15 protein-coding genes and 1 riboswitch are annotated in these 14611 nt (G+C 54.6%); of the genes, 9 read left to right on the forward strand and 6 right to left on the reverse strand.

The window, feature by feature from the left end; translation table 11 throughout:
• Positions 1-157 precede the first annotated feature (157 nt).
• Positions 158-1066 carry an EamA family transporter RarD gene (gene rarD / locus BA6348_RS11545; protein WP_005832826.1) on the forward strand — a complete coding sequence of 303 codons (909 nt, stop codon included), beginning with the start codon at positions 158-160 and terminating at the stop codon, positions 1064-1066.
• An 80-nt stretch (positions 1067-1146) separates the two neighbouring features.
• On the opposite strand, the gene pdxK is transcribed toward rarD, so the two are convergent.
• The gene (pdxK, locus tag BA6348_RS11550) at positions 1147-1959 is read right to left on the reverse strand and encodes a pyridoxine/pyridoxal/pyridoxamine kinase (RefSeq protein ID WP_005832824.1); all 813 of its coding nucleotides are present in this window, start codon (positions 1957-1959) and stop codon (positions 1147-1149) included.
• A 170-nt stretch (positions 1960-2129) separates the two neighbouring features.
• The gene (locus tag BA6348_RS26675; RefSeq protein WP_005832822.1) at positions 2130-2300 is read right to left on the reverse strand and encodes a hypothetical protein; all 171 of its coding nucleotides are present in this window, start codon (positions 2298-2300) and stop codon (positions 2130-2132) included.
• Positions 2301-2497: 197 nt separating this feature from the next.
• Here BA6348_RS26675 and BA6348_RS11555 point away from each other — a divergent pair, with 197 nt between their 5' ends.
• From BA6348_RS11555 to BA6348_RS11565, 3 genes are read left to right on the forward strand one after another with little or no spacing between them, the layout of a single operon-like run.
• Positions 2498-3199: an ABC transporter ATP-binding protein gene (locus BA6348_RS11555; protein WP_005832820.1), complete on the forward strand. Its 702-nt coding sequence runs from the start codon at positions 2498-2500 to the stop codon at positions 3197-3199.
• Positions 3200-3224: 25 nt separating this feature from the next.
• Positions 3225-4676 carry an ABC transporter permease gene (locus BA6348_RS11560; RefSeq protein ID WP_005832818.1) on the forward strand — a complete coding sequence of 484 codons (1452 nt, stop codon included), beginning with the start codon at positions 3225-3227 and terminating at the stop codon, positions 4674-4676.
• 19 nt (positions 4677-4695) lie between these two features.
• On the forward strand, positions 4696-6216 hold the full coding sequence (locus BA6348_RS11565; RefSeq protein WP_005832817.1) for an HlyD family secretion protein: 1521 nt from the start codon (positions 4696-4698) through the stop codon (positions 6214-6216).
• An 84-nt stretch (positions 6217-6300) separates the two neighbouring features.
• Here the strand turns inward: BA6348_RS11565 and BA6348_RS11570 are convergent, their stop codons facing one another.
• On the reverse strand, positions 6301-6978 hold the full coding sequence (locus tag BA6348_RS11570) for a hypothetical protein (protein WP_005832815.1): 678 nt from the start codon (positions 6976-6978) through the stop codon (positions 6301-6303).
• A complete protein-coding gene (locus BA6348_RS11575) occupies positions 6975-7775 on the reverse strand; it encodes a class I SAM-dependent methyltransferase (RefSeq protein ID WP_007784112.1) in 801 nt (266 codons plus the stop codon). Before BA6348_RS11575 ends, BA6348_RS11570 begins: the two co-directional genes overlap by 4 nt.
• A gap of 299 nt (positions 7776-8074) precedes the next feature.
• On the opposite strand from BA6348_RS11575, the gene BA6348_RS11580 reads away from it, so the two are divergent.
• From BA6348_RS11580 to BA6348_RS11590, 3 genes are read left to right on the forward strand one after another with little or no spacing between them, the layout of a single operon-like run.
• Positions 8075-10015 carry a hypothetical protein gene (locus tag BA6348_RS11580; protein ID WP_242507484.1) on the forward strand — a complete coding sequence of 647 codons (1941 nt, stop codon included), beginning with the start codon at positions 8075-8077 and terminating at the stop codon, positions 10013-10015.
• A gap of 58 nt (positions 10016-10073) precedes the next feature.
• The gene (locus tag BA6348_RS11585; RefSeq protein WP_005832807.1) at positions 10074-10268 is read left to right on the forward strand and encodes a hypothetical protein; all 195 of its coding nucleotides are present in this window, start codon (positions 10074-10076) and stop codon (positions 10266-10268) included.
• Positions 10269-10297: 29 nt separating this feature from the next.
• Positions 10298-11116 (forward strand): EcsC family protein, encoded by an 819-nt coding sequence (locus tag BA6348_RS11590; RefSeq protein WP_007784115.1) that lies wholly within the window; start codon positions 10298-10300, stop codon positions 11114-11116.
• On the opposite strand, the gene BA6348_RS11595 is transcribed toward BA6348_RS11590, so the two are convergent.
• Together BA6348_RS11595 and BA6348_RS11600 are read right to left on the reverse strand one after the other, a co-directional pair.
• Positions 11117-11662 carry a GNAT family N-acetyltransferase gene (locus tag BA6348_RS11595; protein WP_122952926.1) on the reverse strand — a complete coding sequence of 182 codons (546 nt, stop codon included), beginning with the start codon at positions 11660-11662 and terminating at the stop codon, positions 11117-11119.
• A gap of 102 nt (positions 11663-11764) precedes the next feature.
• Positions 11765-12208, reverse strand: coding sequence for a flavodoxin (locus tag BA6348_RS11600; protein WP_005832801.1), 444 nt, complete (start codon positions 12206-12208; stop codon positions 11765-11767).
• 155 nt (positions 12209-12363) lie between these two features.
• A riboswitch (Lysine riboswitch) is annotated at positions 12364-12553 on the forward strand.
• 117 nt (positions 12554-12670) lie between these two features.
• Here BA6348_RS11600 and dapD point away from each other — a divergent pair.
• The gene (dapD, locus tag BA6348_RS11605) at positions 12671-13381 is read left to right on the forward strand and encodes a 2,3,4,5-tetrahydropyridine-2,6-dicarboxylate N-acetyltransferase (protein ID WP_005832798.1); all 711 of its coding nucleotides are present in this window, start codon (positions 12671-12673) and stop codon (positions 13379-13381) included.
• 14 nt (positions 13382-13395) lie between these two features.
• Entirely contained in the window at positions 13396-14610 is a 1215-nt protein-coding gene (locus BA6348_RS11610; RefSeq protein ID WP_007784118.1) for an aspartate aminotransferase family protein, read from the forward strand.
• Position 14611 lies beyond the last annotated feature (1 nt).

A 14611-nucleotide genomic window follows, 5' to 3' on the forward strand; every position in this document is an offset into this window, starting at 1 on the left:
ACTGAGGTAATCAGATGTCTTGTTACATCGCTGCCATGGTAGCGAATGAAAGTGTCTCGAGCGCTTATATTGGTGATGAATACATAGCCGATTGGCGACAATTCCGTTACACTACTCTATAGGATGGGCACATGGCAAAATCAGTGGAGGAAGAAAAATGAAACAGGGGATACTTTACGCGTTTGCCGCGTATTTTGCATGGGGGATGCTCCCGCTGTACTGGAAGCTGTTCCAGTCGATGGGCGCATGGGAGATTTTGGCGCATCGCATCGTCTGGTCTGTTCTTTTTGTCGCAATCATTATTCAGGTAACGAAACGCTGGCGCGCGATGTGGGGATCGGTATCCGGAGGCAAAATAGCCGCGGCGCTTGCCATCTGCTCCCTGCTCATCAGTGCGAACTGGCTGATCTACATTTGGGCGGTAAACAACAACCAGGTCATGCAAACGAGCCTTGGCTACTATATGAATCCGCTGTTTACGGTGCTGCTCGGCGTGATCTTTTTAAAAGAAAAAATGCATGCCGGACAGTGGGTAGCGCTGATTCTGGCTGCCTGCGGCGTCCTGTTCATCACCGTGCAATACGGCGAGTTTCCGTGGATTGCCCTCTCGCTGGCGCTCACGTTTGCGTTTTACGGCCTGGCGAAAAAGGTGGTGAAGATGGAGGCGATGATCGGGCTTGCGTGGGAGACGCTGTTCGTCGCGCCAATCGCGCTCGGCTATCTGATTATGCTCCAGGCAAACGGGACAGAGACCGTGACGACTTTGGCATGGTGGCAGATGTTGTTGCTGGCGCTGGCCGGAGTCGCGACGGCGATGCCGTTGTACTGGTTTGCGCAAGCCGCGAAGCGCTTGCCGCTCTCGATCGTCGGCTTCATCCAGTACGTCTCGCCGACGATTACGCTGCTTACCGCTGTGTTTTTGTTCGGAGAGCCGTTTACGACGACGCATCTCATCAGCTTTTCGTGCATCTGGTCGGCGCTCGTCATCTTTACCGTAAGCTCGATGCGCAAAAAGCCGGCGACGGTTCCGCTCAAGCCGGAAGTGGCGATCAAAAAGCAAGCGTGAGATTAGAGAAAAAAACTCCTGACCGATTCCGGGACGATGCTCTCGGCGGGTCAGGAGTTTTTGTTTGCGAACCGCTGGCCTTAGCCTTGGTGCTTGCGGCGGTATGCGCCGTGGTTGGTTGGGCCGACGTATTGGTTGAGGGCAAAGGAGTGGCGAATCGCTTCTGTAATAAATTCCTTCGCGACTTCGACGGCTCCGCGCACGGAATTGCCTTTTGCCAGCTCAGCGCAGATCGCAGCAGAGAAGGTGCAGCCTGCTCCGTGCGTGAATGTAGTGTCAAAGCGCTCGGATTCGAGCACTTCGATGTTTTGCCCGTCGTAGAAAACGTCGACAGCATTGCCGCTTTGCAGCTTGGTGCCGCCTTTTACCACGACGTAAGAAGTGCCGAAGTCATGAATGCGTTTTGCCGCTTCTTTCATGTCTTCTACGCTTGTCAGCGCGCCCATTTCGCTGAGGATGCCCGCTTCGAACAAGTTTGGCGTGGCAACCGTCGCACGCGGGAGCAGCACTTCACGCAGGCTGATGGCGATTTCCGGATGGAGCGCTTCAGCGCCTTTACAGATCATCACCGGGTCTACGACGACATTTTTCAATTGGTATTGCTCTATTTTGCGGGCAGCGAGGTCAACCAGCTCGGTGGTGCCAAGCATCCCGGTTTTGACTGCATCGACGCCGATTCCGGCGAGCACCGTTTCGATCTGCTTTTCCAGAATAGCCACATCGATCGGGAACACTTCATGGAACCAGTCATTGTGCGGGTCTTGGGCCACGATAACAGTAAGGGCTGTCATTCCGAAGACGCCAAGCTCCTGAAACGTTTTGAGGTCTGCCTGTTGTCCAGCACCGCCGCTGGTATCGGAGCCTGCAATGGTAAGCGCTTTTTTCATTGTCATTTTGATTATCTCCCTCTTGTGCAGCAGCGAAGTGAATGCAGAGCTTTACTGTCATGCACTGTAATGTCTCCCTCTATATTAAGAGGAAAAAAACAGCGGTGTCAATAATATCCCCATAAATAAAAAACCGCTTCCCGGGATGAGAAACGGTTTTCATTATGTAGACCATGTTAGCGGGAGGCAGCGTGATGAAAAGAAAAGCTGATCGGCGTAGACAGGGAGCGGGAGCGTTTGGTCGCGAGCTGTTTGGCCTGTTTGGCTGCTTCGAACATGCTCGGTGCCTTGATGATTTCTACCCATCTGCGAGTTGCGGTTTCAAATAAAAAGCGATAGATTGTCATCGGTCATCGCCCTTTCGTGTTTTCTTCACACTCATATTGTAGTACGTATTTGGCAGCAGTTGGTTACGCGTTTGTTACATGATTTTGAAAAAGCTGTTGCATTTGTGTGAAGGCGAAATAGTTTTTGTCAAGTCCGTTACGTTTTTCGACTTTTTACGTCTTTAGTATGAGAAAAGAACGAATGAGGTGCTGTAAAGATGGCCAACACAACGGGAGAGCTGACAGTAACCGGAGTCAATCACAGCTACGGAACGGGGAAGATCAAGGTTCCGGTGCTGTTTGATATCAACCTGCACGTCAACCGGGGCGAGTTTGTCGCCTTGTGCGGTTCGTCCGGTTCAGGGAAGTCGACGCTGCTGAATTTGCTCGCTGGTCTGACCAAGCCGGAGGAAGGCAGCGTGATGGTGAGCGGCGAGGAAATCTCCAAGTTTAACGAAAATGAATTGTGCCTGTTTCGCCGCAAGCACATGGGCTTCATTTTCCAGTCGTACAACCTTTTGCCTAACTTGACGGCGCTGGAAAACGTGGAGCTGCCGTTGATCTTCGCGGGCGAAAGCGTCAAGAAGCGGAGGGCGAAAGCAAAAGAGATTTTGCATCGGGTCGGACTGGAAGGACGGATCGACCACCGGCCGAACGAGCTTAGCGGTGGGCAGCAGCAGCGCGTCAGTATTGCGCGGGCGCTCGTCAACCAGCCAGGCATCATTTTGGCTGACGAACCGACGGGGAACCTGGACTCGAAGACCGAACAGGAAATTCTCCATCTCATGAGAGAAATGAACAGGGAAAATGGGACTACGTTCATCATCGTTACCCATGAACAGGAAGTAGCAGAGCAGTCCGACCGCGTCATTTATTTGCAGGACGGCCGGGTTGTACAAAAAAGGACAAGGCCAGCGTAGGCGAGGGGTATGAGGTGAACATATTGTGAAGGTAATGGATTCGTTTCGCATCGTCTGGAGAAACTTGTGGCGGATGAAGCTGCGGACCGCCCTGACATCGGTCGGTGTCATGATCGGCACGGCTGCCATCGTCGCGATGATGGCGCTGAGCTTGGGGCTGAAGGAAAACGCAGTGAAAAGCCTGGAAAACTTCGGGAACTTGACAGAGATGGACGTCGAACCGATGTACTACGACCAGGAAAAGGGCGAGATGATCCCGGACGATCAACGCAAGCGGCTGAATATGGAAGCTGTTCAGGAGCTGAAAAAAATACCGGGCATCGCAGCCGTCATGCCTGTCAAGCGGCTGAATGAGCAGGCGAAGCTGAAGGTAGGCAGGCGCGAAGGCTACGTCGAGCTGGTCGGGGTCGACGTGAATGAGTCGGCCGCCTACCGCAAGAACGATGTAGAAAAAGGGACGTATTTGACAGGTTCTCCCCAGGAGGTCGTCGTCGCTTTTGACGTTCCGCGGGCAATGCGCGATGTGGAAAAAGAAAAGCGGGAGGCGCGCAGGCGCAACGCCGACAACGGCAGACAGTCGGGCATGTCCGCAATGCCTCCCGATATGGGCGGCGGCGGAGAGTCGGCAGCCTTCAACATCGTCGACAAAGCGGCAACACTCATTTTGACGCGGGAATACCGCATCGACGACGAACCGAAATTCGAGAAAAAAGAATTGCGGGTGCGCGTCGTCGGCCAGCTTCAAAAATCGGAAAACTTTCGCTACTCCACAGCGGTCTACGTCCCGCTTGGCGTCGTGAAAGAGCTGAACGATTGGGTGAACCGCGGACGCAGCGACGAAGGCAGCGAAGGCTCGTCGCGCCGTACGCGGGAGCAGGCGACAAAAGACACGTTTGAATTTGACCAGATGACCGTCAAGGTAGAATCGCGGGAGCAGGTAGAGAGCGTCGTCAAGGCGTTGAAGGAAAAAGGCTATGAAGTGTGGTCGCCAGCGCGCGAACTGGAGACGATCAACCAGTTTTTCTTCGTGATCCAGATGGTGCTGGGCGGCATTGCAGCGATCTCCTTGCTCGTTGCCACAATCGGAATCGTCAATACGATGATTATGTCCATTTTGGAGCGAACAAAAGAAATTGGCATTATGAAAGTAATCGGAGCAACCGTATTTAACATTCGCTGGCTGTTTTTGATGGAGTCAGGCTTCATTGGACTGATCGGCGGCCTGGCCGGGCTTGGCATGGCCTGGGGCGCGGTAGAGCTAGTGAACTACTTCGGCGCATCCGGCGGCATTATGGACAGTTTGAACATGGGGTATGGCGGCGGACCGGAAGGCGAACAGAGCAAATTGGCAGTGATTCCGGCCTGGCTGGCGTTGTTTGCCATCGGCTTCTCCTTTATCATCGGGCTGCTCGCGGGCATTTTCCCGGCGATTCGGGCTTCCCGTCTAAGTGCACTTCAAGCGATTCGATCAGAATAAGAAATGTGGGGAACGAAAGATGAACAAGAAAAAATGGATCATACTAGCAGCGATTGTGGTCGTTTTGGGAGGGGGCGGCTACGGTGGCTATGCGTACTACCAGTCGAAAAACACGGCTGCAGAGGAACCGCCTGCCGAACCGCCTTCCTTCCCGACGGCTACAGTAGATGTGGGGGAAGTAAAGAAGACGATTTTCTCTTCCGGTACCATCGAAGCAAAGGCGCGTGAGGAAGTCAGACCGGAGATCAGCGGCAAGGTGCAGAAGCTGTTTGTCAAGGAAGGACAAGCCGTGAAAAAAGGCGACGTGTTGTTTACGGTAGACAGCGTGGACGCCCAACTGGAATTGCAAAAGCAGGAGTTGGCGATCATCCGTGCGCAAAAAGAGCTGAACGAGCTGAAGAACAAAAAAGACAAGATTGTGGCCGACAAAACGGGGAAAGTCAAGGAAGTGCTCGTGAAGGAAGGCGAAACAGTTACCCCCGACACCGTCGTGGCGAAGCTGACCAATACCGACTATTTGAAAATTACAGGGAAGTTCACCGCATACGAAGCCGAGCATTTCCGCGTAGGGCAGCAGGTGAAAGTGTTTATCAGCTCGTCGCTTTACTACGTGGACGGAGTCGTGACGAAGGTAGACCATATCGGTCAAAAGGAAAAAGGAGTCGGCGGCGTTCACGATGTCGACGTCTTGGTTAAAAAACCGGGTGCCCTCTACGTGGGCGATCTGGGCGAGGTGCAGTACACCGATCCAAAAGGCTTGCTGTTCGCCAGCCAAAAAGCGACGCCGTTTGAATTGCCGGATGAGATGGAGATCGTGGCAGGGACGCACGGCAAGATTGGCAAAGTAGAAGTGGAGAAAGACGACGAGATCAAGGCAGGGCAGCTTTTGTTCAAAATGGACCTGACCGAATCCGAGTTGGAAATGAAGGACAAGGAGCTTTCCTTGAAAGAAGCGCTTTTGAATATGGAACAGAAAAAGCGGGAAATCGCGAAAAAGCAAGTGGAAGCGCCGATCAGCGGGGTCATTACGAAGCTGAACGTCAAGGAAGGGGAAGCGCCTGGCTCCGAGCCGGTTGCGGTCATCATGGACACGAGCTCTGTCTACTTCGTCGCGGCTGTGGACGAGATGGACATTCCAGCGATCAAGCTTGGGCAAAGCGTCGATGTGTACTTGACGGCATTCGGCAACAAGCCGTTCAAAGGCAAAGTCACCGAGCTGCCGAAAGAGGGGACAAAAGAGGACAAGTCGGTTCGCTTCGCGGTCAAGGTCGAACTGAGCGACACGGCTGATATGAAGCACGGCATGACAGGGGATTGCGATATTTACGTGGAGCAAAAGGAAAACGTGAAACGACTGCCTTTGAACGCCGTGGAAGTGTTGGAAGCAGGGCTTGGCACGGTGATGGTAAAAGACCCGGCCAGTGGCGAGCCGACGCCAAAAGAAATTGAGATTGGCGTGGAAGGAACCGACTTTATTGAAGTGGTAAAAGGATTGAATGAGGGAGACGAAGTTTTGCTGACGAATCCGGAAGGCATGTAAACTTTGCAGCGTAGACTCCCAGCCAGATAAAGCCAACAGCCCTGCGTATCCGTCCCGGGACGAAGCGTGAGGGCTGTTGGCTTTTTACGCGTGCTTTTCGGACAAGGCAAGCGTTTGGACGAGTTGCGATGTCAAGCTGTGCAACGGATGGGCGACAAACCTGCCTGTCTCGCGGGCAAACCGCTCGGCTGCCGGAGCCATGGAAAGTTGGGCTACGGACAGCGGAACGCCGTGCAGCGTCTGATCGAGGTCGTGCAACGCTGCTGTGAGTTTGGCCAAATAGGCTTCCTGTCTGTTTTCCATGAGCAGGGTAAAAGCGTCCTCGACTACGAGCAGCTCGATTGCCGGAACGGCTCTTGCGGTCTGCGCCTGCTTCCGTATCCGGCTCATCGTCGGTTCGACGGTCGCGGGATTGCTGAATACGAGCAAGTGCCTTTCGGTCGTGCGGGACAACTCCTGGATGAAGGGGCCGTCGATCGTGAAGACAGGCGCGGCACATGCCGCTTCAGCTTCGGCTGTGAGATAGGAGGCGTACTGGGTGCAAGTGATGACGATGGCGTCAACGGAACCGTCGTCCATCCCTTTCAACTGTTGGCGAAGCCTGGCGTAAGCCTGTTCTGTAGCCGAGGCGGCAGGGCCGTCGCCTGGCAAAAGCAGATCGGCATCGACGAAGTGAACCAGCTCGACATCGTACATAGCGAAGGCAGCGGACAAGAGCGCGATATTGCTCGGATGGGCGTGCAGGCAAGCTATTTTCTTCACGGGCGCTCTCCGGCGTTTGGTGATGCGTTCGTAGCTTCCTTGTAGGCGATGATGCGGATGCGCTTGTAGTCCACGACCCAGTTGCCGTCTTGAAACAGCGTCGGACGGACCAGCTCTGTCACTTCCTCGCAGACGGCTTCGATCTCCTGCGCGGACAGCCCGGTGAAAAAGGGGCTGCAAAAGGAATCGAGCCAATGTCGAAGCCCCCGATCCCCGTCAGGCAGCGTCGTCGGCCTGTCGAAATGCGAAGCGAGCGTTACGCGAAAGCCTTGCTCCTCAAGCAGCGTCGTGTACTCGCCGACAGCGGGAAAATACCACGGAGAGCGTTCGTCTGCCGAAAGATTCCGACGGCTCAAGGCGATGCGCAGCGCCTGGACGACGTGCTCACAATTGCCTTTTCCGCCGAACTCGGCAACGAACCGTCCGCCGGGCGCGAGCGCATGCCAGACAGTGCGAATCACCTCGCGCGGCTTTTTCATCCAGTGCAGCGCAGCGTTGGAAAAGACAGCGTCATACGTTTCCGCGGATTGGTAAGCGTGGGCGTCCGCGACGAAAAAGGCGACTTGCGGGTATTTTTGTCTGGCTGCTGCAATCATGCTGGCCGAAAAGTCAATGCCCGTTACGTTTGCGCCTGCTTGCGCCAACTGTGCGCTCAAATCCCCTGTTCCGCAGCCGAGATCGAGAATGCGCTCTCCCGGCAGCGGCGACAGCCACTCTACAACTCCTTTGCCATAAGCAGAAACAAAATTCATCTTGTCGTCGTACAGCTTCGCGTTCCATTGATTCGTAGTACTCACCTGGCTCACCCCTTTGTTCTTGTTTTACCAGCTTGCGTGGTATAAATCAATCCTATAAAAGTTATGAACTAAATAGGAATTGCCTATATCGAATCCCGACGAAATATTTTCAAGCTACACAGGAGATTGCGCTCTTTTTGTCGAAGAAAGACGAGTGGCAACACGAGCAATGAAAGAAAGGTAGAGGACATTTCGTGAAAAAATGGGTTGTAAAAGCACTTCTTGTGTGTCTGGCAACCGGCACTTTCTTGTCGGGCGTATCGGCTCCGCCAGCCATGGGAGCAGGGGCTACAGCATCGATGAAAAAAAACAGCCAAGTATCCAAGCCCGTTTCGCAGCCTGTTCACAATATGATTATCTTCAACGACTATCAGGTAGCAGGCCAGGACTCCGGCGGATGGAACTGGGTGAAAAACGACGAGTTTATCCTCCCGCCTGAAACCGCTCTTGATATCGATCTTGTGCAAACGACATATGGGAGCGGCACGAATCTCAATCGAAGCGAAGTGTTGCTCGATGGAGTGGAGCTGCCGGAATACCAGGTCGAGCAGCAGTCCTCGCAAAGCACGTTCCGCTGGCAGGTGCCCCGCTTCTCGATTCCTGCCGCCAAATTGCCTCCCGGACCGCACATCCTCACGTTCGTTGTAACCGATGCCAAGGGGCAAAAAAGCACCGTGCACGTGCGCTTTCAAGTAGAGGCGCAAAACTACCCGAGCATCTTCGAAGGGGAGAAGCCGGAAGGCGCAGCGATTCCATCGGGTAGCCAGACCGCGATTTTTGGCATGATGGGCTCGACCAGCTTTGCCAGTACGGTTCCGGGAACGTGGAAGCTGATTAACAAAACGACAAATGCGGAGCTCCGATCCGTGCCGGCCAAAATCTTCGCGACAGGCACGCTGCCGACTGGCAATTACGATCTGGTGTTTACGCCTGATGACAGCAGCCTGAGCGCCTGGATGACGCACATTCGGATCGGAATGGCAGAGCTGTACATGGGAACGGATGCGAACGGCCAAAAGCTCGCCCAAGGACAGCAAGTGACTGCTCCGGCGGCGCCAGGCGTCGTGCAACTGTATTCGCCGGTTGCCGGTCGCTGGTCGGTGAACGGAACAGGCCAAACTTTGACCGACTCCCAGCACTTCGAGGTCGTGATTCCGGAAATGATGGCGGGAATGACCATGTCCGTCACCTTTGAGCCGAATCAGGCCGCCAACACCGACGATCTGTGGGGAGGCTCGACAACGGAAGTGAAAATTCAGGTGCCCGGTGCGCCGAACTCCTGCGATTCTGCCAGCGCTACAGCGACGATGGATGTGCTGATGCAGCAAAATGCGCAGTCTTCGTTGATGGTAGAGCGGGAAAACTTGTACTCGTCCGATGTTACCGTGAAGCTCTACCAAAATCCGGTGCACGTCATCTGGCTGGCGACGGCTGCCGAGCACGTGGAGCAGGGCAGTGAAGCTTCGGATGACGAGGGGCCGGGCTTTTGGGCAGTCGATAACGTCGTCGTGGATGAATCCAAGCTGAACTGGGACCATACCGCTTTGCTGCTGTCCAGCTTTAAGCCGGGCCGCTACAAGGTCAACTATTACAGCAAGCGCGAACCGCGTCAGTCGTGGTGCGGCTACATTCAGGTCGTAGAGGACACCCGTCCGATCCCGTCCGCCCCTGTTTGCGCCAAAAATGAAGCAGGACTGGCACCCTCACCAGGGCCGATTCTTTTGAAAAACAGTCGCGGCAACGAATATCGCGATGGGCAAACCGTCAGAGTCAGCTCGGCGGCGGAACTGGACAGCTTGAGCGAGCTTCGGCTGACGTCTACGTATGCGAAGCGGATCGGGAACAAAAAGCTGAAAGACGGAAGCGGCAAGGACATGATCACCTACTACATGCCGAATCTCGTCTGGACGTACGGCGAAACGCCAATCGGCACCCGCCAGGAGTACATCGGAGCAACCATTTCCTCGGCAAACGCGATTCAGGTGTTCTATGAAGGAAAAGAGATTGCAAGCCTGAAGCCGAACACGGACGAGGAATACGTGGACGAGGGCGATGAATCGCTCGATTTGAAAGCGATCATCGCAGACAACGAGAACAAGCCTGGCGTCTACACAGTTAAAGTAACGAACACATTCCGCAATAAAACTTGCTCGGTCGTGCAAAAATACAAGAAATACGACAAAGAGCTGGGTGAATCGGAACGAAATCAAACGATGACCTTAACCGTAGAGGTCAAATAAACAGATGACCCCCTTGCATGTGGCAAGGGGGTTTTTGCAAAGGTGGGGGGCAAGCAAGATGACGGATGAACAGATTGCGATTCTGCAAGCGTTCGGCTTTTGCGTCGAAAACGGACAAGTGAAACATTTGAAGCTGGGAATCGTAACAGACAGTGAGGAATTTGCGCGTTTTTCCCAGGCAGAGGAGCTGCGGGCGCATATCAAATCGCTGCTTCGCAACCAATGCCAATGGAAGCGCGGCAAAGAAACATAGAAGCAATGATCCGGGAGGGATTGCGGCAGATGGAGTCGAGACAGGTTTTGCAGCAGGCATTGGAAGAGGTGGAGGCATGGGAGCGCGACCAGAACGATTTGTGGTTCTGGGAAAAGCTCGGCAGGCTTCCGTTCGTTTTTCTCGATAAAATGACGCCGAATTTCGTCCGGGAAAAGCTGGGGACAGCCGTGGACGAGATGGCCGCGTTTCTGGAAACAGGGGGAACGTATCTCGTTCAGGATACGGCGATTTACAGCAAGTTCGCTCCCCGCTTGGAAAGGGATGGCGCGGGCATTCCGCAGACCGCAGAAGTCGCAGGGGCACCGCTCGTCCTCATGGATGAGATTGCCCGCGAGCTGAAAGAATCGCGCGCGACCTTTGCCACGGTACAGGGCGCAACGACAGGCATCGGCGGCATTTTTACGCTGGCGCTTGATATTCCGTTGCTGCTCGGCACGTCGCTGAAAGTGCTGCAAGAAATGGCGCTATGCTACGGCTATCGCCCGGAGGACAAGCGGGAGCGGCTGTTCGTGGTCAAATGCCTGCAGTTCGCTTCTTCCGATATCGTCGGCAAAAAGGCGATACTGGCTGAGCTGTCGCGCTTTGACGAGCCTGCTGCGCAAAAAGACGTCATGGCACAATTGCAGGGCTGGCGGGAAGTCGTGGTGACGTACACGGAAAATTTTGGCTGGAAAAAGCTGTTTCAGATGGTGCCGATTGCAGGCATCCTGTTCGGGGCGTACTTGAATCGCTCAACCGTCCAGGATGTCGCCGAAGCGGGGCGAATGCTGTACCGCAAGCGGCGAATCCTGGAGCGATTGCGCGTGGAGCAAAACAAAGAGGAATGATTAGCTCCAGTCCTCTGCCGTGATCGCAAATAGGAGGTGATCTTCCCACACGCCGTTGATTTGCAAATAGCGCAAGGACAACCCTTCGTGGCGAAAGCCGTTTTTCTCCAACACGCGGATGGAGGGAGTATTGCGGGGCATGACAGCGGCCTGTACCCGGTGCAGCCCGGCTTCCTGGAAGGCGTACGTGAGCGCAAGCCGTACGGCCGCAGTGGTGTAGCCTTTGCCGTTGCAGGCTTCATCCATGAAGTAGCCGATGGTCGCGTTTTGCCAGGCGCCGCGCACGACGTTTGACAGAGCGACGCGGCCGATCATTTCGTCCGTGTCGCGCAAAAACACGCCAAAGGCGAAGGCGGTCCCTGCTGCAAAGTCTTGCTCCGCTTGCGCAATTTGCGACTCTTGACCGCTCAGCGTCAGGAAGGCGGCGGAGCGGAGCGGCTCGAACGGTTGCAGGAAGGCATGATTACGCAGCCGAAGCTTCAGAAGCTCGGCTGCGTCATTTGCTTGCAGTGGTCGCAAGTAGACCGTATGCGTATGTAACGTCATGATATCAATCCTCCTTCTTGAGAAAAGATGGATCGACATTTTATCATGACAGCGCTTGCTTGAAAAGGATTTTTTTGGACAACTTCTTTTCCGGCGCTAGTCTTAGCCGAGCAGCTCGGAGAAGGAAACGCCAAACTGTTTGCAAATCTCTACTTCTTTTGCGTTAGGAGACAGCTCGATTTTCAGACCTTCGAGTGGAGTTTCCGCTCCGCGCTCGCTCGCTTTTTTCAGCAAAATATCTACAGCAGCGCCCACATGCTCGTAAGCGGAGTCGCAGGAACCGAAAGCCGCGACTTTTTTGCCGCTCAAATCAATATCGTCCATCTCTTCGTAAAAGTCCAGGCACTCGTCTGGCAGATCGCCGTCGCCCCATGTATAGGCACCGAGCAAAATGGCATCGTAGTCTTCCAGTTCCTTGGCAGTGGCATCCATGACTTCTTTTATCTCCAGGTCTTTTCCGGTGGAACGAATCCCTTCGGCAATTGCTTCAGCAACTTCCTGCGTGTTTCCTGTCATGCTTGCGTACACCATCAAAATGCGGCTCATAAGAAGTAAACCCTCCAAATAAGATAATGAAAATCATTCTCACACAAATAAAATAATGAAAATGATTCTCGTTGTCAACAGTTATTTTTCTTTCCATAAAGCTGTTGCCACAAGTGATTGATTTTGGTAGAGTAAAATGAAATTATAATATTGGAAGTCTAAATAGAGGTGCGCCGAAGATGAGTACATCTTTTCGTAATCTGCCAGGGGGCGGGAAGAGAGGGAAAGGCTAAAGCGCCGAAGCTGTTGCTGTTCCCCTCGGATAGCAGCGGCTGGGGTGATTCGTGAACAATGAGCATCCTGTCACAAAAGGCAATCGCCTGTTTGTGGAGCGCTATTTACGATTTGCTTGGGCAGTATGGAAAGCAATGAGATAGCGAATGCACTCATTGCTTTTTTTAGTCAGGGGAGAGGTTCGCTCTCGTTGACAGGCACGCTTTTTATTAAAAGGAGGATGTACCAGTGAACATGATGGATGCCAATGAAATTATCGCGTTTATTCAAAAAAGCGAGAAGAAAACACCAGTGAAACTATACGTGAAAGGCAATCTGGAGGGCATTGACTTCGGTGCCAGCTCCAAGACGTTCATTACAGGCACGACTGGCGTTGTGTTTGGCGAATGGAAAGAAATCGAGCCGGTTCTGGCTGCGAACGCGGACAAAATCGAAGACTACGTAGTAGAAAGCGACCGCCGCAATTCGGCGATTCCGTTGCTCGACACAAAAGGAATCCAGGCGCGCATCGAGCCAGGCGCGATTATCCGCGACCAGGTGACGATCGGCAACAACGCAGTCATCATGATGGGCGCTACGATCAACATCGGTGCTGTGATTGGCGAAGGCACGATGATCGACATGAACGTCGTCGTCGGCGGCCGCGGAACGATCGGGAAAAACTGCCATATCGGCGCTGGTTCTGTCATCGCAGGCGTCATCGAGCCGCCTTCCGCGCAGCCAGTCGTAGTGGAAGATGACGTCGTAATCGGTGCCAACGCCGTGGTTCTGGAAGGCGTGCGCGTAGGAAAAGGCGCGGTTGTGGCAGCGGGCGCGGTCGTCATTGAAGACGTGCCGCCATACGTTGTGGTGGCTGGTACACCAGCGCGCGTGATTAAACAGATCGACGACAAAACTCGCTCCAAGACGGAGATCAAGCAGGAGCTACGTCAACTGTAGGGGAGAGAGCTCACATGGACTGGCGTACGCTTGATGAACAATACATCGTCTCTTCCTACAAACGCTTGCCGATCGCGATCGAAAAAGGGGAAGGCAACTACCTGTACGACACAGCGGGCAAAAAGTATTTGGATTTGTTTACGGGGCTGGCCGTCAATGTGCTCGGCCACTCCCATCCGCGGATCGTCCAGGCGCTGCGCGAACAGGGCGAGCGCTTCCTGCACATTTCCAACGTATTTTTGAACCAGCCGGCAATCCGGTTGGCCCAGCGGCTGGTGGAGCAGACGATCCCGGGAAAAGTGTTTTTCACAAATTCCGGTGCGGAAGCGACCGAAGCCGCGATCAAAATGATCCACAAATGGACGAAGGCAGAAGGGGCCGGGCGCGAAGGGATTGTCGTGCTCCGCAACAGCTTTCACGGCAGAACATTGGGCGCGGTGCGGCTGACCAGACAGGCCCATGTGTATCAGGATTTTCCGCAGCCGGACTTTCCGGTGTACGAGCTAGACCCTGAGGATGCGGACGGCTTGCGGGCGATTTGCCGCGACGCGAAGCCGGCCGCTGTCCTGATGGAGCCTGTGCTCGGCTCTGGAGGGGTCGTGCCGCTGTCGGAGCCGTTTTTGCGCGAAGTGGCGGCGATTTGCCAGGAGGAAGGCATGCTGTTTGCCATGGACGAAATCCAGACAGGCATGGGACGCACTGGTAAGCTGTTTGCCTACCAGCACGCAGGCGTGACGCCGGATTTGATCTTGTTTGCCAAAGGCGTAGGCGGAGGGCTTCCGCTCGGTGGCGTGATTGCCGGAACGAAGCTGATGAACCAGTTCAAGCCGGGCGACCACGGGACGACCTTTGCGCCGTCGCCGCTTTCGGCGGCTCTCGGCAACGTGGTGCTGGATGAGCTGCTCGATCCTGCTTTTGCGGCAAGCGTGGACGAAGTGATCGCGTACTTGTGGGCGGGCCTCGAATCGCTGCGCGCGCGTCTCCCGGAACAGTTGCAGGCGCTCCGCGGCAAAGGCATGATGGTCGGCATCCCGCTCAGCGCCGCACCGGAAGAGGTCAGCCGTTTGCAGCAGGCATTGCTTGATCGCGGCATTCTCGTGGACGTGACGCAAAAGACAATCGTGCGTCTGCTGCCGCCGCTCACCTTGACCAAAGAAGACGTCGACCTTTTCCTGGACAGCTTTGCAGCGGAACTCGCTGTGCGGCACGGGGCCAAAGGGGAGGCGTAAA

Origin of the sequence: Brevibacillus agri (genome assembly GCF_004117055.1) — a bacterium.
Classification (GTDB): Bacteria; Bacillota; Bacilli; order Brevibacillales; family Brevibacillaceae; genus Brevibacillus; species Brevibacillus agri.